Origin of the sequence: Polaribacter sp. SA4-10 (assembly GCF_002163835.1) — a bacterium.
Lineage (GTDB): Bacteria > Bacteroidota > Bacteroidia > Flavobacteriales > Flavobacteriaceae > Polaribacter.
The window spans coordinates 1,261,048-1,285,681 of sequence record NZ_CP019331.1 but is presented as its reverse complement, the minus strand read 5'-3'; the positions used below and the strand labels follow the sequence as shown (position 1 = coordinate 1,285,681).

Annotated in this window: 23 protein-coding genes; 7 read left to right on the top strand and 16 right to left on the bottom strand. The window is 29.7% G+C overall.

Annotation, left to right across the window (positions count from 1 at the left end):
* Positions 1–18 precede the first annotated feature (18 nt).
* The 8 genes from BTO04_RS05675 to dnaN all read right to left on the bottom strand — a co-directional run bounded on the left by BTO04_RS05675 (position 19) and on the right by dnaN (position 8,635).
* Entirely contained in the window at positions 19–1,197 is a 1,179-nt protein-coding gene (locus BTO04_RS05675) for a class I SAM-dependent methyltransferase (protein WP_087563579.1), read from the bottom strand.
* 7 nt (positions 1,198–1,204) lie between these two features.
* Positions 1,205–2,287 (bottom strand): AI-2E family transporter, encoded by a 1,083-nt coding sequence (locus BTO04_RS05670; RefSeq protein ID WP_087563578.1) that lies wholly within the window; start codon positions 2,285–2,287, stop codon positions 1,205–1,207.
* A complete protein-coding gene (locus BTO04_RS05665; protein WP_087563577.1) occupies positions 2,287–3,564 on the bottom strand; it encodes a hypothetical protein in 1,278 nt (425 codons plus the stop codon). The genes BTO04_RS05670 and BTO04_RS05665 overlap by 1 nt, the downstream gene beginning before the upstream one ends.
* A gap of 240 nt (positions 3,565–3,804) precedes the next feature.
* A complete protein-coding gene (locus BTO04_RS05660; RefSeq protein ID WP_087563576.1) occupies positions 3,805–4,659 on the bottom strand; it encodes an RluA family pseudouridine synthase in 855 nt (284 codons plus the stop codon).
* Positions 4,659–5,081, bottom strand: coding sequence for a VOC family protein (locus tag BTO04_RS05655; RefSeq protein ID WP_087563575.1), 423 nt, complete (start codon positions 5,079–5,081; stop codon positions 4,659–4,661). The genes BTO04_RS05660 and BTO04_RS05655 overlap by 1 nt, the downstream gene beginning before the upstream one ends.
* A 46-nt stretch (positions 5,082–5,127) precedes the next feature.
* Positions 5,128–6,813, bottom strand: coding sequence for a gamma-glutamyltransferase (gene ggt / locus BTO04_RS05650; protein ID WP_087563574.1), 1,686 nt, complete (start codon positions 6,811–6,813; stop codon positions 5,128–5,130).
* Between the two features lie 2 nt (positions 6,814–6,815).
* Positions 6,816–7,415: an ACP phosphodiesterase gene (locus tag BTO04_RS05645; protein ID WP_232455959.1), complete on the bottom strand. Its 600-nt coding sequence runs from the start codon at positions 7,413–7,415 to the stop codon at positions 6,816–6,818.
* Positions 7,416–7,516: 101 nt separating this feature from the next.
* A complete protein-coding gene (gene dnaN / locus BTO04_RS05640; protein WP_087563573.1) occupies positions 7,517–8,635 on the bottom strand; it encodes a DNA polymerase III subunit beta in 1,119 nt (372 codons plus the stop codon).
* Positions 8,636–8,814: 179 nt separating this feature from the next.
* Here dnaN and BTO04_RS05635 point away from each other — a divergent pair, with 179 nt between their 5' ends.
* From BTO04_RS05635 to BTO04_RS05625, 3 genes are all read left to right on the top strand, one after another.
* Positions 8,815–11,331, top strand: a complete 2,517-nt coding sequence (locus BTO04_RS05635) for a PIG-L family deacetylase (protein WP_087563572.1) — start codon at positions 8,815–8,817, stop codon at positions 11,329–11,331.
* A gap of 387 nt (positions 11,332–11,718) precedes the next feature.
* Positions 11,719–13,443: a sodium:solute symporter gene (locus tag BTO04_RS05630; protein ID WP_087563571.1), complete on the top strand. Its 1,725-nt coding sequence runs from the start codon at positions 11,719–11,721 to the stop codon at positions 13,441–13,443.
* Between the two features lie 3 nt (positions 13,444–13,446).
* Positions 13,447–14,418 carry a Gfo/Idh/MocA family protein gene (locus tag BTO04_RS05625; RefSeq protein ID WP_087563570.1) on the top strand — a complete coding sequence of 324 codons (972 nt, stop codon included), beginning with the start codon at positions 13,447–13,449 and terminating at the stop codon, positions 14,416–14,418.
* Positions 14,419–14,548: 130 nt separating this feature from the next.
* Here the strand turns inward: BTO04_RS05625 and BTO04_RS05620 are convergent, their stop codons facing one another.
* The 3 genes from BTO04_RS05620 to BTO04_RS05610 form a co-directional block, all read right to left on the bottom strand.
* Complete coding sequence (locus tag BTO04_RS05620; protein WP_087563569.1) at positions 14,549–14,761, bottom strand: DUF2892 domain-containing protein; 213 nt, start codon at positions 14,759–14,761, stop codon at positions 14,549–14,551.
* A gap of 235 nt (positions 14,762–14,996) precedes the next feature.
* Positions 14,997–15,593: a YkgJ family cysteine cluster protein gene (locus tag BTO04_RS05615; protein ID WP_087563568.1), complete on the bottom strand. Its 597-nt coding sequence runs from the start codon at positions 15,591–15,593 to the stop codon at positions 14,997–14,999.
* Positions 15,594–15,848: 255 nt separating this feature from the next.
* Complete coding sequence (locus tag BTO04_RS05610; RefSeq protein WP_087563567.1) at positions 15,849–16,766, bottom strand: DUF2911 domain-containing protein; 918 nt, start codon at positions 16,764–16,766, stop codon at positions 15,849–15,851.
* 112 nt (positions 16,767–16,878) lie between these two features.
* Between BTO04_RS05610 and BTO04_RS05605 the strand changes: the two genes are divergently transcribed.
* Both BTO04_RS05605 and BTO04_RS05600 read left to right on the top strand, forming a co-directional pair.
* Positions 16,879–17,541 carry an MIP/aquaporin family protein gene (locus BTO04_RS05605; protein ID WP_087563566.1) on the top strand — a complete coding sequence of 221 codons (663 nt, stop codon included), beginning with the start codon at positions 16,879–16,881 and terminating at the stop codon, positions 17,539–17,541.
* A complete protein-coding gene (locus tag BTO04_RS05600; RefSeq protein ID WP_087563565.1) occupies positions 17,528–18,289 on the top strand; it encodes an NAD(P)H-binding protein in 762 nt (253 codons plus the stop codon). Before BTO04_RS05605 ends, BTO04_RS05600 begins: the two co-directional genes overlap by 14 nt.
* Before the next feature lie 159 nt (positions 18,290–18,448).
* On the opposite strand, the gene gldG is transcribed toward BTO04_RS05600, so the two are convergent.
* The 5 genes from gldG to BTO04_RS05575 are packed head-to-tail and all read right to left on the bottom strand — an operon-like array spanning position 18,449 to position 22,543.
* A complete protein-coding gene (gene gldG / locus BTO04_RS05595) occupies positions 18,449–20,089 on the bottom strand; it encodes a gliding motility-associated ABC transporter substrate-binding protein GldG (protein WP_087563564.1) in 1,641 nt (546 codons plus the stop codon).
* Positions 20,082–20,801 (bottom strand): gliding motility-associated ABC transporter permease subunit GldF, encoded by a 720-nt coding sequence (gene gldF, locus BTO04_RS05590; protein WP_087563563.1) that lies wholly within the window; start codon positions 20,799–20,801, stop codon positions 20,082–20,084. The genes gldG and gldF overlap by 8 nt, the downstream gene beginning before the upstream one ends.
* A 47-nt stretch (positions 20,802–20,848) precedes the next feature.
* Complete coding sequence (locus tag BTO04_RS05585; protein WP_087563562.1) at positions 20,849–21,382, bottom strand: GNAT family N-acetyltransferase; 534 nt, start codon at positions 21,380–21,382, stop codon at positions 20,849–20,851.
* Positions 21,382–21,678, bottom strand: coding sequence for a putative quinol monooxygenase (locus tag BTO04_RS05580; RefSeq protein ID WP_087563561.1), 297 nt, complete (start codon positions 21,676–21,678; stop codon positions 21,382–21,384). The genes BTO04_RS05585 and BTO04_RS05580 overlap by 1 nt, the downstream gene beginning before the upstream one ends.
* Positions 21,679–21,682: 4 nt before the next feature.
* Positions 21,683–22,543 carry an S-adenosyl-l-methionine hydroxide adenosyltransferase family protein gene (locus BTO04_RS05575; RefSeq protein ID WP_087563560.1) on the bottom strand — a complete coding sequence of 287 codons (861 nt, stop codon included), beginning with the start codon at positions 22,541–22,543 and terminating at the stop codon, positions 21,683–21,685.
* Positions 22,544–22,671: 128 nt separating this feature from the next.
* Here BTO04_RS05575 and BTO04_RS05570 point away from each other — a divergent pair, with 128 nt between their 5' ends.
* Positions 22,672–23,622: a PhoH family protein gene (locus tag BTO04_RS05570; RefSeq protein ID WP_087563559.1), complete on the top strand. Its 951-nt coding sequence runs from the start codon at positions 22,672–22,674 to the stop codon at positions 23,620–23,622.
* A gap of 62 nt (positions 23,623–23,684) precedes the next feature.
* Positions 23,685–24,632: a phosphoribosylaminoimidazolesuccinocarboxamide synthase gene (locus BTO04_RS05565; protein ID WP_087563558.1), complete on the top strand. Its 948-nt coding sequence runs from the start codon at positions 23,685–23,687 to the stop codon at positions 24,630–24,632.
* Positions 24,633–24,634: the final 2 nt, after the last annotated feature.

Here is a 24,634-nt window from a genome sequence, read left to right as displayed (position 1 = left end):
AAAAGGATGAGTATAAATTTATTGTTTTTTAGAGCAAAAAACAACTATTAATTCATTGAGAACGTTTGTTGTACAGAATATAAAAGTATTTCCACCGTCTTTAATTTTTGTTTCTTTTCGAATTTGTTCAACCGTTTTCGGGAAGTTTCTAGTCGTAATATTTGCTTTGTTTTCGGCTAGTAATTTTTTGATGTTCTTTTTATGATAAGGAATAATTTTTTCGACTTTAAATACTCTTCCAGGAAAATTGATGATTTCAGTTGATGTATATAAATGTGAATGTTGATGAATTTTAAAAACGCCTAATTTATTTGATACTTCATGAAAACCACCAGATTTTAAAATGGCAGCATTGGGCTCGTACAAATAGGTGAGTGGCTCAGAATATTCTGAAGTCTCTTCCTGTTTATAAATAAAGCTAAATGACTCCGTATTAATTTTACCAATATTTACTGTTTTAATTTTGATAGGTTTTTCACACCCTTTTTCTAATAAAAATAATAACTCTTTTACTTCGTTATTTACAGCAATAATATGAATTTCTTTTACAAACTTTAGTTCATTTATTGCACTTGTAATATCTAGAATAGGGGAATTTTTAATAAGAATTTGGTTGCTTTTTGAAAATAAAAAGTCAATGTTTTCTGGTACATTTGGCAAGCAATCTTTTAGTAAAAAAACTTTCTCTTTTAGATCATTTCTTCTTGATGGATCTATATAAATACAATCGAAATTATCTTTAGCGTTTTTAAGATACTCAATTCCATCACCAGAAAAAGTAACACTATTTTTTACATTTAATTGTTGATAATTATGGTTTACAATTGTGGATAATTCTGTATCAATTTCACAATGAGTAACTTCTTTAAATTGTTTAGAAAAGTAAAAACAATCAACTCCAAAACCTCCTGTAATATCAATAATTTTATTTCCAGAAACTAAATTAGCCTTGTATGCTGCTGTAATTTCCGATGAGGTTTGCTCAATACTTAATTTTGCAGGATAATAGATGTTATCAATATAAAACCAAGTAGGTAATTTCTTCTCAGATTTTTCTTTTGCAACAATTTGATTTGCTAATTCCTGAACGGAAACATCCTCAAAAGGACTTCCTTTTAAAATCAGTTTTGTGATGTCAGATTTTAAATTATCAGTAATAAATTGCTGAACTTTTGGATGTAATATTGCAGGATTCAAAAGAAAATTAAATGTCTTTGGTTAAAGATTTTACTATTTTATTATCAGACAAAAACTCTTTCAAAATTACTTTCAGAGCGGTGTATAAAGGAACAGCAGTAATCATACCTACAATTCCAAAAAGCAAACCTCCAATAATAATAATTAAGAAAATTTCTAATGGATGAGATTTTGTGGTTTTTGAAAAAATTAAAGGTTGACTAGCAAAATTATCTATTAATTGAGCAATTAAATAACAGGACATAACCCATAATGAAGTTGATAATATTTCAGACTGAAAGTCTAAACCAATATTGCTTATCATTGATAAAATAAACATGATAACAGCTCCAATCATTGGCCCAACATATGGAATTAGGTTTAATAAAGCACACAAAAAAGCAATAACAATAGCATTGTCAATGCCAAAAACTAATAAAATAATAGTGTATAAAACAAACAAAATGGTGATTTGTAATAACAACCCTATAAAATATCTTGATAGTAAATTATTAATGGTTTCTAATGATTTTGAAAAACGTCCTTCTTTTCCATTTGGTATTATTGTCATTACTCCATTTTTTAATAATTGATTGTCTTTCATAAAAAAGAAAGAGATAAATAAAACAGAGAATAAACCAACACTTAAAGTCCCAACTGCTCCTAAAATTGAATTTAAAAAGTTAGGGATTTCTTTAAATTGAGAAATGAAATCTACATTTTTTAATTCACTCAATACATCAATTCCTTTAGATGAAAAGTAAGCGTTTATTTGATTAAATATTTCTTGAACACTTGCTTGTAATTTATCTACTTCTAAAAGAGATAAACTTTTTCCTTGTTCTGTAATTAAAGGGATAAACATTAAAATTAAACCTGTTAAGAACCCCAACATTAAAACCATTGTAAAAACAACAGCAATTGTATTTGGGAACTTTAATTTTTTTCTTAATAAAAGAATAATTGGTCTTGCAATTAATGATAAAATTCCTGCAATAATTATGTAAATAATTACAGATTGGATTGTATATAAAAAATAGCCTAGAAGAAAAATTCCAATAATAATTCCTAGTGCTCTTAAAATTCCGTTTGCTATAATTTTTGAACTCATTAGTTGTATCCTTTTACTTTTCCCATGCTTAAATTTCCGCCGTTAGAAAACGTGTGGTTTGTTGGCAATAATGTTCCTGATGCTGTGGTAATCCAATCTTGCCAAGTTGCAGGAACTTCATTCATTTCCATACTTGGAACATTCATTTTATAACTTTTAGGAATGTTATTTTCGTCTAAAACCCAAATATATGAATCTCCAGGAGTTGTTCCGCCAGTTGTGTAGGTAACTTTAAGCGCGTCTTTATTATCTATAGAAACAATGTTTCTTATGGTGCCAGGATCAAATAATTTATGTGGTGCAACCAACCAAAATGAATCATTATTAAAAATATCCCAAGCTTTTTTTACGATTGTTGAATCAGCTTTTTCTTGTAATTTTTCATTAAAGAAAACGGTACTTTTATCTATTTCTTGAGGATATAAATTTACATGAATTGTATCCCAGGAAACAGCTACAATATGTTTTTCTTTATCCCATTTAAAATGTCTTTTTCCTCCAAAACTCCATTCTATAAAACGTGTTTTCTTATATTTTTCATGTTTTATTGCTTTTAAAATTCTGTATGCTAAGATATTTGCTTTACTGTTTTCTGTTTTTACTTCTCCCATATCTAACTCCATTCCAAACAGAGAGAGTTTATGTTTTGTAGGTAATTTTATTCCTGTTTTGGTAGATTTCCAATCAGACCAAGTTGCAGAAACACCACCAATAGGAATAATACTTGTCCACATTTTAAAAGAAGTAGGGAAGTAGTTGTCGTCTAAAATCCATAAATAAGAATCTCCAGGAGTTGAGCCTCCAGAAGTATAAGTGATTAATAAAGCATCTTTGCCGTTATAATTTACAATGCGTCTTTCTGTTCCTGAATCAAAAATTTTGAAAGGAGCTATTAACCAAAAAGAATCGTTATTAAAGTTGTCTTGCGCTTTTTTGAAAACAACTGAATTAGCTACTTTTTTATCATTAATATAAACTTCTGATTTTTCTCTTTCTTTTGTATTTAAAATAACTTTATTGTTATCCCAAGAAATGTCTACAATGTTTTCTTGTTTGTACCATTTGTAAAAATGAGCTCCTCTAAAACTCCATTCTAAAATTTCGGTATTTTCAAAAGCATCATTATTTATAGCATTAAACATTTTAATAGCTAAAGCATCAGCTTCTTTTCCTTTTTTTCCTTCAGGTAAAGGTTCATTATTAGTAAAATAATAGATGCCGGCAGAAACAATTAAAAGCAATAAAACAATTCCGATAAATTTAAAAAGCTTCTTCATTTTTTGAGAGTTAAAAAAATCTAAAGCTAAAATATCATTTTTTAAAATAAGAAACTATTTGTTGGCTTTATAATAATCTAAAATGTGTTTTGGAATGACCCTGTTTTCCGGTTTTTCTTTATCTGCAGTTGGGTATTCTGCCACTTTTTTTATGGATACAGTTTCTGACTAAACTGTTAATTAGTAGTCTTCTGTTTCATCTCCAATACCAACATCTCTAACTTTCGAAGGAATGGCAGACTAAAAAATCTTTGTAAATTTCTTTGGCAATTCTTTTGAGATTGAAATATTCTCTTTGGTAAATGGATGCACAAATTCTAAAATTCCTGCATGTAAAAACAACCCTTTTCCGTTTAATATTTTATTTTCTAAAAAATACTCTTTATCACCCAAAATAGGATTTTCAATTGAAAACAAATGTTTTCTTAATTGATGTTTTCTTCCTGTTTTAGGTTTCAATTGTACTAAGTTTAAAAACTCAAAACGTTCAGAAATCACTGAATTTAAAACGCTGTATTCTGTATGTGCATTTTTCTCATCAACAGGAGAATTTATAATTCCTTTCGTATTCATTACCCCAATTGTAATAGCAAAATATGTTTTCTTAATTTCTTTATTCTCAAATAATTTACTCAATCTATTTATAGATGAACTCGTTTTTCCAATCAATAATAATCCACTTGTAGGATAGTCTAATCTGTGAATTGGTTGTGGTTTAACAGCATCAGATTGATTGCTTTTTGTAAGATTTTGTGCTAATCCATTTGCAATGGTTACAAACTTATTTCCGCTAACTAATATTCCTGCGGGTTTGTAAATAATAGCTAAATAATCATCTTCAAATACTACTTCTAAATCGAGTTTTAATCGTTCGAAAGTTGATGAGTTTTCTGATTGAAAGAGTTCGATTTTTTCTCTTCCAGAAATATATTTTGAAGTTGTAGCTAAAACTCCATCAATTAAAATAAGTTCTTTTTTGATTGCTTTTTTTATACCAGATTTTGTAGGAATTGTATTAAAAAGACCCACAGCATATTCTTGAAAACGAATTGGTTTTTCTAAAATCGGAACAATATGAGTTTCTGTTAATTGCATTATTTTGCAAATAACTGACTCATATCCTTAAAAGCTTTAAACTCCAACGCATTATTTTCTGGGTCATTAAAAAACATCGTTGCTTGTTCACCAACTTTTCCTTTAAAACGAATGCAAGGTGCTATTTCAAATTTTGTGTCTTTAGCTTTTAATTGATCCGCTAAAGAATGCCAATCTTCCCAAGTTAAAACGACTCCAAAATGCGGAACAGGAACATCATACCCATCAACAGGGTTAGAAATTCTCTTTGGATTAAATTCCTCTTTTTGATGAATTACTAATTGATGTCCAAAGAAATTAAAATCTACCCAATGTTCAGTACTTCGTCCTTCTTCACAGTTTAATATCTCTCTGTAAAAAGTTCTGCATTTTTCTAAATCCTGTACTGGAATTGCAATATGAAATGGTTGTATTTTATTCACTTTTAATGTTTTAAAGTTGTAAATTTTTATTTTTGCTAACTGCTAACTAAAACCCTACAGCAGTATCATCGCCTCTTTTATCTGCACCACCTTCTAATGTTTGATTCGGAAGTACTAAAATAGCAGAAACTTTACCTATAATTCGAGAGGTTGTTTGATCAACATTGTAACCTAAATTATTTAATTTAGAAATAACATTTTTATCAAAACTATTTGGTTCCATTTTAACAACGTCTGGCAACCATTGGTGATGAAATCTTGCAGCATTTACAGCTTCTTGCATGCCCATTTTATATTCATGTACATTTAAAATAGTTTGTAAAACAGAAGTAATTATTGTGGATCCTCCAGGAGTTCCAACTACCATAAAAAGTTTATTATTTTTTTCAACAATCGTAGGTGTCATCGAGCTTAACATTCTTTTTTCTGGATTGATCTCATTTGCTTTTGCTCCAATTAATCCAAACATATTTGGCTCACCTGGTTTACTGCTAAAATCGTCCATTTCATTATTTAGAAAAAAACCTAAATCAGAACAATATAATTTTGATCCATAAGCGCCATTTAAAGTTGTAGTTACAGAAACTGCATTTCCAAATTGATCTATAATAGAATAATGTGTCGTCTCATCACTTTCAATAATTTCTATGTTTCCATGAGAAACATCAGAAGATTTAGTCGATTTTTTAAAACTAAAATCGCTCATTCTTTTAGTGTTGTATGCTTCACTTATAAGTTCCTCTTGTGGAATTTTAACAAAATCGGGGTCTCCTAAAAAGAAACTTCTATCGGCATATGCACGTCTTTCTGCTTCTGTAATAACTTGAATAGATTTTGCTGAATTATGGCCGTATTTACCCAAGTCAAAAGGCTCAATTGCTTTCATAATTTGTGCTAAACAAACACCACCGCTAGAAGGCGGAGACATAGAAATAATACGTAAATCATCATAAGAAAAAGTAACTGGAGCTCTCCATTTTGCTTCATATTTTGCTAGATCTTCTAGTGTGATAATTCCTCCATTATTTTGTATAAATTTCACTAATATTTTAGCTGTTTCACCCGTGTAAAATTCATCCCTTCCATTTTTCTGAATTCTAATTAAAGTCTCTGCTAAAGAAGGATATTTAATAGTATCATTTTCTTTCCAATTTTTAGAAAAAAGAATAGCATCTTTGTTTGCTTTCAAAAATAAAGGTTGATAATTTTTTATACTTTTTTCTTGTTTTTTTGTAACATGTACCCCTTTTTTAGCAAGTTCAATTACAGGTTGTAAAATTTCAGCAATAGAAAGTGTACCAAATTTTTTATGAGTAGCAAAAACTCCAGCAATTGTACCTGGAACTCCAACAGCCATTCCACCTAAAATACTTTTATTGGGAATTACATTTCCGTTTTCATCTAAATACATGTTTTTAGTTGCTGCTAAAGGTGCTTTTTCTCTATAATCTAATGCACCAATTTCTCCATCATTTTTTCGATACACCATAAATCCTCCACCACCAAGATTCCCAGCAAATGGATACGCAACTGCTAATGCTAATTCTGTGGCAACCATTGCATCAAATGCATTTCCTCCTTTTTCTAGAATTTGAACACCAATTTTAGAAGCAGATTCTCTTGCTGAAACAATCATTGCTTTTTTTGTGATTAATCCTATTTCTTTTTTAGGAGCTGTTTTACAGTTGATTAATAAAATAGAAATTGATAATAAAAAAAGTATTTTTCTCATAATTATAAAATGGGGTTTTGTATTTCTTTTAGTTTTTGATGTGTAAATTCTTGTAAATCTTTAAAGAACAGTGTGAAATCTTCATTAAATTCATTCTTTAAAATTTTTAAATCTTCAATAGCTAAATTCATTTGAGACTTTCCCTTAGTCCTCGTATTCATTCCCTTTAAAACTTTTTCAATTCCTTCTTCAAATTGATAATTATAAAGAATGTTATATTCTATCATGTATTTTATAAATTGTTGAGATTTTACAGGCAATTCAGCTGATTTTTCATCAAACAATTTGTAAACTGACTTGGTATAAACAGCTAGTGGAACTTCAGAATAATCTGCCCAATTTTTTGCTAAAAAATAATCGTAAAAAATGTCGATAATTACGCCATCATAATGTCTGTAACGTTTGTGTAAACGTCTTTTACTTTTTCTAACAACTTCATGTGCATCTGTAAACGTATCTATTTCTCTGTGTAAGAAAATTCCTTGCTGAATTTCTTCAGAAAAGTGCTTGTAATTATTGCCTCTAATATGATCTGCAATAAAATTACCAATCATAATATTGGTATTGTTTTCTGATAAATATAAATGTGCTAGAAAATTCATTTGATAAATGTAAACAAAAAACCACAATTTATTCTGAACTAGTTTCAGAACCATTGTGGTTTTCTAAATATCTATAAATCTAAGATTCTAATAATCTTTTTTTAATTGTTAAGCATTACAGGCATTACAAGCATTGTAACTTGTTCTCCTTCATCTGTACCATCAATTGGCGTTAAAATTCCTGCTCTGTTTGGTAAAGACATTTCAATTAAAACTTCGTTAGAGCTTAAGTTGTTTAACATTTCGCTTAAAAAACGAGAGTTAAAACCAATTTGCATATCATCACCTTGATAATCACAACTTAAACGTTCATCAGCTTTATTTGAAAAATCTAAATCTTCTGCCGAAATATTTAATTCAGTACCCGCCATTTTTAAACGAATCTGATGTGTTGTTTTGCTAGAGAAAATAGAAACTCTTCTTACAGAATTTAAGAAAGAAGCTCTATCAACGGTTAATTTATTTGGATTCTCTTTTGGAATTACCGCTTCGTAATTAGGATATTTTCCATCTATTAATCTACAAACTAAAACTACATTATCAAATGTAAATTTTGCATTTGCATCATTATATTCAATAGTTACATCGCTTTCAGAACCACCTAAAATTCCTTTTAATAAATTTAAAGGTTTCTTTGGCATAATAAATTCTGCAGTTTGGTCTGCAGTAACATCTGTTCTAGAATATTTTACTAATTTATGAGCATCAGTTGCAACAAAAGTTAAACTTTGTGAACTAAATTGAAAGAAAACACCACTCATTACAGGGCGTAAATCATCATTTCCTGCAGCAAAAATTGTTTTAGAAATTGCAGTTCCTAACACACTTGCAGGAATTACAGTTTTACTTGGCGATGGTAAAGTAATTGCTTTTGGAAACTCATCTCCACCAAAATAAGCCATGTCATACTTCCCTTGATCAGAACTAATTTCAATGGTATTATCACCTTCAGTTTTAAATGTTAATGGCTGATTAGGAAACGTTTTTAAAGTATCTAATAATAAACGAGCAGAAACAGCAATAGAACCAGAACTTTCACTTTCTACTTCTACTACAGAACTCATTGTAGTTTCTAAATCTGATGCAGAAACTTTTAATTGGTTCTCTGATAATTCAAATAAAAAATTATCTAATATTGGTAAAGTGTTGTTACTATTTATTACGCCCCCTAAAACTTGTAATTGTTTTAATAATTGCGAACTAGATACAATAAATTTCATGTAATGTCTTTTCTTAATTTGTTTTACAAATATATTCTAAATATGTGACTTTAAAAATTATTTTATTAACAGTTTATAAGCACTTCTGTTGATGATTTCAAAAAACGTTATTATTATGTTAATAGCATTCTATTAGTTCATAAAAAGGCTACATTTGTTTGATTCATCAAACTTTAAACATGAAGAAAAACACACTATTAGTACTTTCTTTTTTATTACTTTCCATATCAGCCTTTACACAAAAGCCACTAAAACTAAACTCTAACCAGATTTTTGAGAAAATTCAAAAACTAAATTTTTTAGGTACCGCTTTATATATTGCTGCACATCCAGACGATGAAAACACGCGTTTAATTGCCTATTTAGCAAATAATGTAAAAGCAAGAACGGGTTATTTATCATTAACAAGAGGCGATGGAGGTCAGAATTTAATTGGTCCAGAAATTAGAGAATTGTTAGGCGTTATTAGAACGCAAGAATTATTGGCAGCAAGAAGAATTGATGGTGGAGAACAATTTTTTACAAGAGCCAACGATTTTGGATATTCTAAACATCCAGATGAAACCTTAGAAATTTGGAATAAAACAGCAGTTTTAAGTGATGTTGTTTGGGCAATTAGAACCTTTAAACCAGATGTAATTATTAATAGATTCGATCATAGAACTCCAGGAACAACACATGGCCATCATACAGCTTCTGCCATGTTAAGTGTTGAGGCTTTTGATCTTGCAAACGATAAAACAAAGTATGCAAATCAACTTAAATATACGAGTGTTTGGCAACCAAAACGTTTGTTTCAAAATACATCTTCTTGGTTTTATAGCGATAAAGCAAAATTTGAAGAAGTAGCTAAAAACTTTACCAAATTTGATATTGGAGTGTATTATCCATTAAAAGGACTTTCTAATAATGAGTTAGCTTCAATAGCAAGCAGCCAACATTTATGTCAAGGTTTTGGAAGATTAACAACAAGAGGAGCGCAAACTGAATATGCAGAATTATTAAAAGGAAACCCTTTAAAGGATAAAACAGATGTTTTTTCAGGAATTAATACTACTTGGAATCGTTTGAAAAACGGAGGAGAAATAGGAACTATTTTATATGAAGTTGAGAATAATTTCGATTTTTTAAATCCTTCTAAACATATACCAAAATTGATGAATGCGTATAATTTAATTGAAAAATTAGAAGATACTCATTGGCGAGAAATTAAAGAAAAACAAATTAAAGAAATTATTGAAGCTTGTTTAGGCTTGTATTTAGAAGTTTCGGCAGTTAGTTCTTCAGGAACACAAAATTCTAAAATTGATGTTAATTTTGAAGTAGTGAATAGAAGTAGCGTTCCTATGATATTGACTTCAATTACATCTACACTTGATAAAAATACAATTTATAAAGGTTTTGAATTAGCGCAAAATAAAAAACGGAACTTTAAAGAAAATATTTTATTAAAAACAGATGAATACACTGATCCTTATTGGTTAAGAAAAGAACCTTCTTTAGGTATGTATACAGTAGATAGCCGAGAATTGATTGGAAAACCAGCAACGCCAAGAGTAGTTAAAATAGATTTTAACCTTGTTATAAATTATTTGCCGATAACAATTACCAAGAATGTTGTTATGAGATATGCAGAAAGAGATAAAGGGGAGATTTATGAACCTTTTGAAATTCTACCAAGAGTAACTACCAAACTAAAAAATAAAGTACTTATTTTTTCAGATAGTATTCCTAAAGAGATTCCTGTAGAAGTCAGAGCAGGAATTAATTATGTAAGCGGAAAAGTGAGCTTGAAAGTTCCTAAAAATTGGAGTGTATCACCCAAAGAAATTGTTTTTAATATTGAGCAGAAAAAAGATAAGCAAACTATTTCCTTTTTGGTAACGCCACCAAAAGAGCAATCAGAAGGTAAAATAGAAGTGGTTGCCACTTCTAATGGTAAAACGTATAAAAAAGAGTTGGTAGAGATTAATTACAATCACATTCCAAAACAATCTGTTTTATTAAATTCTGAGGCCAAAATTGTACGTTTAAATATAGAAAAAGCTGGAAATTATATTGGGTATATAAAAGGAGCTGGTGATGTTGTTCCAGAAAATTTACGTCAGATTGGATATACCGTTGTTGAAATAAATCCTTCAGAAATTAATGAGAAAAATCTGCATAAATACGATGCAATTGTTCTTGGTATTAGAGCTTACAATGTGGTGAAAGAGTTAAAGTTCAAACAAAAATTCTTGTTAGAATATGTAGAAAAAGGAGGAAACATGATTGTGCAATATAATACGAATAGAAGAGTAGATGTTGCTGCACCATTTAAATTGGAGCTTTCTAGAGATAGGGTTACAGATGAATTTGCTGAAGTAAGAATTTTAGATAAAAATAGCTCTTTATTAAATTTTCCGAATATAATAACAGATGAAGATTTTAAAGGTTGGGTACAAGAACGTGGTTTGTATTTTCCTGATTCTTGGAGTAAAGAATACACGCCAATTTTATCTATGAATGATAAAGGTGAAGCTGCAAAAAACGGAAGTTTATTAATTGCAAAATACGGTAAAGGAAATTACATTTATACAGGTTTAAGCTTCTTTAGAGAATTGCCTGCAGGAGTTTCTGGTGCTTATAAGTTGTTTGCAAATATGTTGTCTGTTGGGAAAGGTAATGTCGAGTTAAAACAAGAAATTAAAAAATAATTATCTCCTCGAGTACAGTAAAAGGTTTAATTAGTTCTGGACTTCGCTCAAACTGACAAATAAAGTTAGTAAACAAGTTTAGCCCTGATTGAAACCGTTAAAATATCTGGTGATATTTTTAACCTTTTTATTGCTTTTTTAAAAAGCGTCATTGCGAGGAACGAAGCAATCTGCTAATCTAAAAGAGATTGCCAAAGTTTACAGAAAAGTAAACTTCGCAATGACAAAAGTAAAAAGAGATAGCGGAAAGCAGGAAATAGCTTCAAAATAAAATATATGGACAGTAAAAAATACACTTGGAAAAAAGAATATACGTTTGTTTTGGTAGCAAATGTTATTTACATTTTGGCTTTTTATAGTATCACTAAATACTTTACAGTTTAATCTATGGAAATAGAAAGTAAATTACACGCAGTAGATTGGATTATTTTATCTGTTACACTACTATTTATTGTTGCTTACGGAACGTACGTTACTAGAAAAAATGACAATGTTACTGATTATATAAAAGGTGGAAGTGACTCAAAATGGTGGACAATTGGCTTGTCTGTAATGGCAACGCAAGCCAGTGCAATTACATTTTTATCAACTCCAGGACAAGCTTTTCATAGCGGAATGGGGTTTGTACAGTTTTACTTTGGTTTGCCAATTGCGATGGTGATTATTTGTGTAGTTTTTATACCCATTTATCACAAGTTAAAAGTCTACACCGCCTATGAGTTTTTAGAAGGAAGATTTGATCTAAAAACAAGAAGTTTAGCCGCAATTTTATTTCTAATTCAAAGAGGTTTAGCAGCAGGAATTACCATTTTTGCGCCTGCAATTATTTTGTCTGCAGTGTTAGGATGGGATTTATTAACGTTGAATATTATTATTGGTTTTTTAGTAATTATTTACACAGTTTCTGGAGGAACAAAAGCCGTAAATGTTACTCAGAAACAACAAATGATTATCATTTTTATTGGAATGTTAATCGCGTTTTTTATGATTATGAGTCAGCTTCCTGAAAATATTACCTTTACAAAAGCATTGGAAATTGCGGGTGCAAGTAACAAAATGGAAGTGTTAGATTTCTCTTTTGATTTAAGCAATAGATACACCGTTTGGACAGGGATTCTTGGTGGAACTTTTTTAATGTTATCGTATTTTGGAACAGATCAAAGTCAGGTGCAGCGTTATTTGTCTGGAAAATCGGTTAGAGAAAGTCAATTAGGTTTAATTTTTAATGGATTATTAAAAGTGCCAATGCAGTTTTTTATTCTATTAATTGGTGTAATGGTTTTTGTTTTTTACCAATTTAATGCCTCGCCTTTAAATTTTAATCCCACTGCAAATGATGCAATTGCAAATTCTGAATATGTTGCAGAATATCAAGCATTAGAAAAGGAACATATAGAAATAGAAAACTCTAAAAAAGCAATTTTTGCTAATGGTTTTCAGGTTGAAGAAAAAAATAAAATTCAATCTTTAAACGAGAGAGATTTAAAACTAAAAGAAGCAGCGAAAGAAATTATAAAAAAAGTTGATGAAAAATCAATAGATAAAATAGAATCGAACGATAAGGATTATGTGTTTATTCATTTTATTTTAAACAATTTACCAAGAGGTTTAATCGGACTTTTATTGGCGGTAATTTTATCTGCAGCAATGTCCTCTACAGCATCAGAATTAAATGCATTGGCAAGTACAACTGCCATCGATTTATATAAACGTAATGTAAGTGAAGATAAGAGTGAAGAGCATTATGTAAAAGCGTCTAAATGGTTTACGCTAGCTTGGGGGATAATCGCAATTTCAGTGGCTTGTGTAGCCAATTTATTCGATAATTTAATTCAGCTTGTAAATATTATTGGGTCTATTTTCTACGGAAATGTTTTAGGGATTTTCTTGTTAGCGTTCTTTATTAAATTTGTGAAAGGAAATGCTGTTTTTATAGCAGCTTTAATAACACAAGCTTTAATTATTACCGTATTTCTATTAGATTGGTTGCCTTATTTGTGGTTAAATTTATTAGGGTGTGCTTTAGTGATGGGAATTGCAATTGTATTACAAACTTTTACTCCTTCTAAAGAGAATAATAGCGATAATCTAGAAACAATAGGAATTGAGTAAATTATGAAAAATAAAAATATACGTTGGGGAATTATTGGTCTTGGAAACATCGCTCATAAATTTGCTACAGATTTAGCAACTGTTGAAAATGCAGAACTAGTTGCTGTTGCTTCAAGAAGTCAAGAAAAAGCAGCTGAATTTGCAGAGAAATTCAATTCAAAAAAAGCCTATAATTCTTATGAAGATTTAGTGAAAGACGCTGAAGTAGATGCTGTTTATATTGCAACGCCACACAGTTTTCATAAAGAACATGCGATACTTTGTTTAAAAAACAAGAAAGCTGTTTTATGTGAAAAACCTTTTGCCATGAATTTGCATGAAGTAGAAGAAATGATTGGGGTGGCAAAAGAGAACAATGTCTTGTTAATGGAAGCGCTATGGACCTATTTTTTACCACATTATGCGTATGTTTTAGAATGCCTTAAAAATGAAAAATTTGGAAAACTCTTAAAACTAGAAGCTGATTTTGGTTTCTCTAGAGCATTTGATACGAATAGCAGATTATTTAAGAAAGAAGTTGGTGGAGGAAGTTTATTAGATATTGGTGTTTACCCCATTTTTGCTGCGTTGTCTACTTTAGGAAAACCAGATACTATAGAAGCAGCTGCTACTTTTTTTGATAATGGAGCTGACTCATCATGTAATATGATTTTTAGTTACAAGGATACAGAAGCCGTTTTAAAAAGTACTTTAGTAGAAGATACTGCAACAGAAGCAACTTTTACTTGTGAAAGAGGAATTATAAAAATAAACACCATGTTTCATATGCCTACAACTGTAACTATTTCTGAGAACGGTAAAGATGAAATTATTGATTTTAAAACTAAAACGATTGGTTATAATTTTGAAATAATACATTTTAATAACCTTCTAAGAACAAACAAAAAAGAAAGCGATTTAATGACTTTTGAGTTTTCTAGAAACTTGATAAAAACAGTAGATAAAGTTCGAGAAATTATAGGATTAAACTATTAAAAATCAATAACAATCAGTTTTTGGGATACAACAAAATATAGATGCTATTTCTGATAATGCTGCCTGTTTTTTTCTAATTTCTCTCTATGTTTTCCTGAATAAACAAAGTACGCTACTCTTTTGTTTTAGACTATTCTTTATCTTTAATTGAACATGTATTAAGACCGAAAGGTAAATATAGAGGACAAAAATTAATAAAACTTGTAATAGCAAATACAGCTGCTAAAACTAATAAAACAAGGCCCAAAGTTCCAGGAATTAGACCCGTATAATGAAGTACTCCTATAATTGCAGCAATTATCAATCGGATAATTTTATCTGTATTTCCCATATTTTTTTTCATCGTTCGTGTTTTATAAGTTTCTATATTACAAATTTAAGTGTTTTCTGATTAAATTTCATTTGTTTTTTTATTTCCAATCCCATCAAAGAATGTTCTACTTATCTATAGCATCTTTAAATGTATGAATTATTTTAAAGCCTATTTTATTATCAGCCAGCATTGAAGTTTTATTACTAGAGGAAACTGCTGTTATGCAATAGTCAAAATTTTTAGAATAAATTTGTTTATATTTTAACTACACTTTTTCTAAATCAGGTAATGGTCTGTAAGCATAGTACTGTAAAACTTCTTCTAAAGCCATTTTAAGTGCTTTGTTTACGGGTAATATTATGTTGCCTAACTTAAAATCTATTTGATTTAGTTGCATGTAATATTCTGTAAATACAGGTACATATAACCCTTTTTTCATTGCCTCAGCTGTAGAGTTGTATTTGTCAGTCTGTCCTTCTTTGATAATTTTGCAAGTTGCCAATCTCAAATTACCGTATTTATCTGTATTGGCAGCAAACCCAAACAACCTACAAATTAAACCTCGATATTTGTAATTACTACAACTACCTTGGTTAATTTCTGATAAAGGTTTGTAAATAAAGCAAGTAGCACTTTCTGTTTTATTAAGTAAAGTGAGCGTTTTTTCTGCTTCTCCATTTAATAATAAGTGAAATGCCCAAGGTAAAAATTCTAAAGGAGAAGCTTCTATATTTGAGTAAGTACAGCATTTTCCACAACCAGCAACACAACCTATTCCAGATGTTTTTTTTAACTGAATATTTTCTTGTTCTAGTTGATTAAAAAGGTTTTCTACTAATTGAACTTTCCGTTCTACCGACATTGTTTTTTACCGAAGGTAGACTTAATACTATTATGAAGTCTGATTTCTTATTGAAAAGAAATTAAAATAGATTGATCTCTAATTAGAAAATTTATTATTGAAGTTATTTCTGAATGAGAAAACACTTTATACTGAATTAAGTGAAGCACAAAAGCGAGGTTGTTAGAAGATAATTTAACGATAAACGAAATAGATTATAAAAAAAACCTCAAGCTTTCACTTGAGATTTTAAAGGGTGTTAAAAAATAGCAATAATTATATTGCTCCCCATTCTTTTAAAGAATCGGTATTCATTTTTACATAATCATCGTTTCCAGCTTTTTTAGCCAACTCTAAAGATTTTTTTGCAGCAACAATTGCAGATTCTTTTTTGCCTGCTTTTGCATGAATTAAAGCTTGTTGTCTTAACATCCAAAATTTAGGATCGTCTTTTGTCATTTCTATTGCTTTATCAACCCAAGTCACTGCTTGGTTTACATCTTTATCTGCAGTTTTAAAATAAACAGCAGCAGCATAATAAGCACTAGCATTTGGTTCTCCTTTCATAACTTCATCAATAGAAGCCATTACAGCTTTGTCTGTTGGAACTGTAAAAGGTAAACCAACATACACATCTTCCCATACTAAACCAATTACTCCAGAGTTGTTTGTTAAATCGTCTAAGGTTATTGTAAAAGTTTCTACTTTCATTGGCATTTTTAAAACTTCTGCAGACGTTTTAGCCATTACTTTGGCATCATCCCATTCTTTAGGATTTCCCGAATTGTCTGTATCTTTATAGAGCATAAGTTCCCAAGAATCTTTATTTGGCAAACTATACAATGCATAAGCACCTTTAGTTAAATTCTTGCCATTAATTGTAACATCTGTACTAAAAGTAATTTTTGTATTTGCATTGGCTCCGGTTCTCCACGTTTTTCCATAAGGAACTAAATTTCCAAAAATTGCTCTTCCTTTCATACTTGGCCTAGAATATTCAACAGTAACATCTGTTAAACCTACTTTTTGCTCCATTTTAGAAAATGGACTCGGCTGTGGTGCTGCAATTTGTGCTACAGGTGCCTTTACTTCTTCTTTTATTTCTTCCTTTGCCTCTTTATTCTGACAACTAGTAAAGAAAACGAGTGTTAAAATTGTTATTGTACTAAAAAATTTAGTTGAAAATTTTTTCATAATTTGTTATAATTTAATTTATTTTGTATCAAAATTACGAATTCAAAAAACACTAAATGTTAACAAAACCTTAAAATAAAGGAATGTATATTTGTCATTATTTTTAGAATACATGAAGAAATATATATCAGAGTTTATTGGCACATTTTCAATGATTTTCTGCGGAACAGGAGCAATGACAGTTAATGAAGTTACAGGAGGAGAAGTTACTCATGTAGGAATTGCAATTACTTGGGGATTAATTGTTATGGCAATGATTTATGCTTTTGGAGAAACTTCTGGAGCGCATTTTAATCCTGCAGTTTCAATTGCTTTTGCTTATGCAAAAAAGTTTTCATGGAAAGAAGTTCCTAAATATATTTTAGCACAAGTTTTAGGCGCAATTTTAGCGAGTTTAATTTTATGGTTCTTGTTTCCTGAAAGTGAAACTTTAGGAGCAACAATACCAACAGTAGATGTTTGGCGGGCTTTTGTATTAGAGTTATTGCTTACTTTTTTCTTAATGGTGGTTATTATAAATGTTTCTACTGGTAGTAAAGAAATTGGTGTTACTGCAGGAATTGCTATTGGTGCAGTTGTATTATTAGAAGCAATGTTTGCGGGCCCTATTACAAATGCTTCTATGAATCCTGCTAGATCTATTGCACCAGCTCTTGTTTCTGGTAATTTACAACATTTATGGATGTATATTTTAGCACCAATTTTAGGTGCTTTGTTAGCAGTGGTTTCTTGTAAATTAGTAAAAGACGATAATTGTTGTAATGAGAAGTGTTAGTGTTCTTGGTTGTGGTTGGTTAGGAAAACCAGTAGCAATCTCTTTATTAGATGAAGGTTATTCTGTAAAAGGCGCTACTACTAGAGAAGAAAAGTTAGCGCTTTTAGAAGTTAACAATATTGAACCTTTTTTGGTAGATATTACCGATTTTGAGGAGTTTGATGAATTTCTAAATTCTGAAATTTTAATAATTGCAATTACTTCTAAAGATGTTGACGCTTTTAAAAACCTGATTTCTCAAATTCAGAATTCTCCTGTTCAGAAAGTGATTTTTATAAGTGCTACTTCTGTCTATGGAAGAATAAATAAAGTGATGACGGAAGAGGATGCCGTTTTAGAAACTCCGCTTACAGAAATTGAAAATTTATTTAGAGAAAACACTTTTTTTGAAACTACAATTATTCGTTTTGCTGGTTTATTTGGAGATGAAAGACATCCTTCTAATTGGTTTAAAAATGGACGAAAAATTCCTCAACCAAAAGGGTTTGTAAATATGATTCATAAAGAAGATTGTATCGAAATTATTCATGAAATTATAGCTCAAAATTGTTGGAATGAAACTTTTAATGCATGTTCTAATCATCATCCTACAAGAAGAGAGTTTTATACAAATGCAAAATTAAGTGCCGATTTTGAGGTTCCGGAATTTGAAGAGAATGAAGTGTATGAATGGAAAATTATCAGTTCTAAAAAAGTACAAGAAGCTTTAGGTTATACTTTTATTCATGATGATTTATTAGTGATTTAAGTACTTAATGTCATTTCGAAATGAGCATTTTTTAGGCGATTTAGAAATCTTTTATGCTTACTTTATTATAAGAGATTCCTCCTCATTTATTTCGTAAGCTACTTTCAATCAAAATATATTTTGATAAAAAGTAATGTTCGGGATGCCAACTGCCAACTGTTAACTATACTTTCTTTTTCTTAAATAATTGAAAACAACTCCAAAAGAAAACAATAAAATTAAAGGTAGAACAACATTTAAAAATTGCCAATAACTTCTTTCTTTAAATGCTTTTTGTTTGTCTAGCATGCGTATTTGTAACGTTTTATTTCTAAGGTGTATTAAGCCAGAATCATCTAATAAATAAGCTACAGAATTTAATAAAAAATCTTTGTTTCCAAATTGCTCATTTGTCCATTTATCTGTAGATAAATCATGAGGTTTTTCTTTTAAAATTTGATTTTTACCAATATCTCCATCGGCAATAACAATCATTTTATTATTGGTAGCATTTTCTTTAAAAAGGGAGGTTTCAAAAGGTTTTACACGGTTTTTATAAGCAGATTTAAAATCTCCTTCTAACAAAACAGCAAACAATTGTTTTCCACTATTATAATCAGTTTCTATAGGTTCATCTGCAATAGATTGTAATTCAATAATAGTTGGAGTTCCCACTTTTTGCGTCAACAAAGAACTTACTAGTAAAGGTGTTTTTTTTATGGTGTTTTTAAGGGTATCAATCTGATTTGTAAACTGTAATCTTACAGGAGAATTGTTTTTTGTAATTGCATGATTTGGATTTCCATTTACCAATGGATGATAAAACCAATCTAAATTTTTAAACTGAGTTTGATTACCAACTTTACCCGTTGCTACAGGAATTTTTGCAGCATATAAATCTTTTACTAAATTGGTATTTATTCTAACTCCGTATGAAAATAACAAGTTTGTTAAGTTTAAATCTCTTGGATACGCTAACATTTTTCCGGTGTTAAATAAACTGTCTTGATCTGCCAAAACATTGTCTAACATCCACAAAGTTTTTCCTCCGTTTGCAATAAATTGATCTAAGGTAAACTTTTCTTCAGATGAAAATTTTTGTGTAGGTTTTGCAATAATCACCAAATCAAAAGAGGTTAAATCTTTTAATGTTTTCTGCGGATTTGTAGCAACAGAGTCTAACGTAAATTTTGCTAATTTGTATTTTTTAGAAACTTCACTTAAAAAACTGTACAAATAAATATCTTCTAATTCTCCATTTCCAGATAAAATAGCAACTTGTTTTTCTTTTTTCTGGTTGATGGAATTTATGGCATTACTAAAACTGTACTCTAAATTTTCAATGGCTTTTTGTAACTGTTCATCTTGTGAAGCCACAATTGCAGTTGGTAATAAAGAAATAATTGTGGTCTTTTTATTGTAGTCAATTTCTGCCCAAGGAAATATAATTGCTTCAGATAGTTTACCATCTTCTTCAACAGTTAATTGACTTGGCATCATTCCTTTTTTAATCAACTTTTCTCGCTGATTATTTGGATTGATAAATTGGATGTGTATGTTTGTATTTTCTGCGGCTAATTCTTCTAAATATTGGCGAGTTTCTACCTGTAAACGTTTAAATTCTGAAGGAAAATCGCCTTCTAAATAGATGTTGATAAATAGATTTTTATCAACCTTAGAAATAATAGATTTTGTAGTTTCAGAGAGGGTATAACGCTTGTCTTTAGTTAAATCAAAACGTTTGTAAAAAGACTGATTTAAAATGTTTAGTAAAACGAGTCCAGTAATTAAAAAAACAATATTTTTTATCTTCTTATTCATTATCTAAACGTGTTTTAGTGATGAATAAAAAGAAGAAACTAACACTTACAAAATAGAGAATATCTCTTGTGTCAATTACACCTCTAGAAATACTTTTAAAATGTTCATTAATTCCAATTTTCTTAATCGCTATGGCATTATTCCCAAAGGAATTTGAAATAGCATCAAAGCCATAAAACAAGAAAAAAGTGATAAAAACACCCAGAATAAATGCAACAATTTGATTTTTAGAAAGTGTAGAAGTAAACAAACCAATTGAGGTATAGGTTGCTGCTAAAAATAACAAACCGATATAAGAGCCAATTGTACTTCCAAAATCGATGTTCCCAACCGGGTTTCCTAATTGATAAACGGTATAAACATAAGTAAGCGTAGGAATTAAAGCAATAAGAACTAATAGAAGTGAGGCTATAAATTTTCCAATTACAATTTGCCAATCAGAAAGTGGTTTTGTTTTTAAAAGCTCTATGGTTCCGCTGTTAAATTCATCAGCAAAACTTTTCATTGTAATTGCAGGAATTAAGAATAGAAATACCCAAGGTGCTAAAAAGAAAAACGGATTTATATCAGCAAAACCAGCGTTTAAAATATTAAAATCATCTTTAAAAAACCAAAGAAATAAACCATTAATTAACAAGAAAACCCCAATAACCAAATAGGCTATTGGGCTTGCAAAATATGAGTTAAATTCTTTTTTTAAAATAGCAATCAATGTGTAATTGTTTAAGCGTTTAATATGAATTAAGAATGCTATTCGTTCTAGATTTTGTTTTCTAACCTATAAATACGATTATCTTCAAAATTTTCATCTTTTCTTTCTGGTTGAAAAACAAAATTTTGTTTCTCTAACAACGCAGTAGAAGCACTATTATTTTTGTGAGTAAAACCTTCTATCGTTTTTAATTCTAAATTATTAAATCCAAAATTTATAACTTCTTTTAAAGCTTCAGTCATAAAACCTTCTTGTTGATAATCAGGGTTTAATTCATAACCAACTTCTGCATAATTATCTTCAACGTCAAAGTTTCTTAAACCAATTGTACCTATTAGGTCATTACTTTGTTTAGACTCTAATACCCAAAAAACACCTTCGTTATTAGACACTAAATTAGAAATCATATCTATAAAAGCTCTCGTTTCAGCTAGATTTTTAGGAGTATCTCGTTTAATATACTTGTTAACTTCTTTATTAGTTCTTAAGCCAAAGATGGTTTTTGTATCCTCTAAGTTTAATTCTCTTAATGTTAATCTTTCTGTTTCTAAAACAGGAAAAGGACTGAAATTGAAATTCATTATTTTAAACTTGCTTTTTTATCAAGACTCCAAGCTAGAGGTTTATCGTTAAAATATTGTTTGGTTTTTGCCCAAACGGTTTTAAAAAGATCAGAATTTCTATAATTTTCTAAATCTTGTTCATTTTCCCAATAAGAATAGGTGAAAAATATTTCAGGGTTTGCTTTGTCTTGGTATAATTCTAACAAGTTACAACCATCACTATTTCTTATTTGTTCTTTTTTTTCATTAAACATTGATAAAAAAGCATCAATATCTTTTAAGTGAAAACTCATTTTTACAATTCTTACAAACATTTTTTTAGTTTAAAATAGTATAAGTTGGTTTAGAATCATTGAAAAACTCAATTACAATTGAGTCTCTATAGCCTAAACCTAATAAAGTAGATGCGCCACCTACAGTTTTTAAATTACTTCTATAAATAGCAATTTCTAAATACCCTGCAGAATTAAAAATGGCAAGTTTACTGCCATCAAATTGGCTATTATCATGAGCACTTTCACCTGTAATCTCATTATATTTTGAAAATATTTTAGTAAAAGAGTAACGTCTTGCCGTTGCTTTAAAGCTTCTTCCTTTACCAATATCGTTAAACATTTTTTTGCTAATGTTGCTAATTACGTTTCCATAATTATCTATATAAATAACACCTCCAATAATTTGGTTTTGCATTTGATTCACTTTTGGCTGAATTTCAGTCATCTTTTTAAAAGAGTGAATTTCTTTACCAATAACTGTTAAATTTCCACCACGAGCAATAAAACATGCTACTTGTACAAAAACATCTAAAACAGGGAAACTGCTTTCGATTCTGTCATGAATATTAATTTCAACAATTTTTGTAGGATGAATTTCTGAAGCAATCATTGAGATTAATCCATTATCTGGACATACAAAGAAATGATTGTCTAGCTCTAAGGCAATATGCTTGTTGTCATTACTTAATTCAGAGTCTACACCAACAATATGTATTGTTCCGTCAGGAAAGCTTTTGTAAGAGTTTTTTAAAATATAAGCGGTTTCTGTAATGTTAAATGGTGATATTTCATGAGTAATATCTACAATTTTAGCATCAGATAGTTCTGAGTAAATAGCTCCTTTTACAGCGCCAACAAAGTGGTCTTTTGTTCCGAAATCTGTTGTTAAAGTGATTAAAGACATTAAATATTGGCTGTTAATTAAATGTGTAAAAGTTGTTAACTATTTTACGCAAATCTAATCATTTTAGAAAATTTATTCGCTATTTTTAATTGAAATATAATTGTTATTAATCAACTAAAAATAAACATTTGAACGAACGCATTATAGAACTTACAGAAATTAGTCCTAAAGATTTTTTTGGGGAACATAATAGTACTGTTGAGCAACTAAAAAAGTACTTTCCCAAGATTAAAATTGTTGCTCGTGGGTCTCAACTCAAAATCTATGGAGAACCAGAAATTTTAAACGAATTTGAAATACGTTTTGAACGCCTAATAAAGTATTTTAATAAATACAATAAGCTAGATGACAATAGTATTGAACGCATTTTAACTTCAAGCGGAAAAGAAGAAAAAACAACTTCTAGAAGTACTAAAGACCTTTTGTTACATGGCGTAAACGGAAAATTGATAAGTCCTCAAACAGAAAACCAACGTAAAATGGTTGCGTTGATGGGTAAAAATGATATGTTATTTGCTGTGGGGCCTGCAGGGACAGGAAAAACATATACAGCAGTTGCTTTGGCTGTAAAAGCATTAAAAGAAAAAGAGGTTAGAAAAATTATTTTAACAAGACCGGCAGTTGAATCTGGAGAAAATTTAGGATTTCTTCCTGGAGATTTAAAAGAGAAATTAGATCCTTATATGCAACCTTTATATGATGCGTTGCGTGATATGATTCCACATGAAAAATTAGAATCTCATATGGAAAAAGGCATTATACAAATAGCTCCTTTGGCATTTATGCGTGGTAGAACATTAGACAATGCTTTTGTAATTTTAGATGAAGCACAAAATACAACTCATAATCAAATGAAGATGTTTTTAACCAGAATGGGTAAAAACGCAAAGTTTATTATTAATGGAGATCCTGGTCAAATAGATTTGCCAAGAAGACAAGTTTCTGGTTTAAAAGAATCTTTGTTGGCTTTAAAAGATATTGATGGAATTGCACAGGTATATTTTGATGAGAGTGATGTAATTAGGCATCGATTAGTGAAGCGTATTATTACGGCTTATAAGAGTATAGAAACAGAATAAATTTTTAGTTGTTATTAGATAGTCTTTAGTCTATTTTTGCAGCAACTAACAACACCATAAAAATGAATACAATTAACGAGACAAATTTTCAGTTTCAAAACTTAAAGTCTGTTTATAAAGGTAAAGTAAGGGAAGTTTATAATATTAATGATGAACTTTTAGTAATGATTGCTACAGATAGGTTATCTGCTTTCGATGTTATTTTACCGCGTCAAATTCCGTTTAAAGGACAAATTTTAAATCAGATTGCAACCAAAATGATGAATGATACAGTAGATATTGTTCCTAATTGGTTAATTGCAACTCCAGATGAAAATGTTGCAGTTGGACATTTATGTGAACCTTTTAAAGTAGAAATGGTAATTCGTGGCTATTTATCTGGTCATGCAGCAAGAGAGTATAAATTAGGTGAAAGAGTGCTGTGTGGAGTAGAAATGGCGGAAGGATTAAAAGAAAACGATCAATTTCCGAACCCATTAATTACACCATCAACAAAAGCAGATAATGGGGAACATGATGAAGATATCTCTAGAGAAGAGATTTTGTCAAAAGGGATTGTTTCTGAAGAAGATTATTTAGTTTTAGAAGATTTCACAAGAAAACTTTTTCAAAGAGGAACAGAAATAGCAGCAAAAAGAGGATTGATTTTAGTAGATACTAAATATGAATTCGGAAAAACAAAAGAAGGGAAAATTGTTTTAATTGATGAAATTCATACACCAGATTCTTCTCGTTATTTTTATGCTGATGGTTATAAAGAAAGACAAGAAAATGGAGAAATTCAAAAACAATTGTCAAAAGAATTTGTACGTCAGTGGTTAATTGAAAACGGTTTTCAAGGAAAAGACGGACAACAAATTCCAGAAATGTCTGATGAAAAAGTCATCGAAATTTCTAACAGATACATAGAATTATATGAACAAATTACTGGAGAAGCTTTTGTAAAAGCTTCCACAGAAAATGTAATGAATAGAATTGAGAAGAATGTAAATTCTTTTTTAGCAAACTAAAC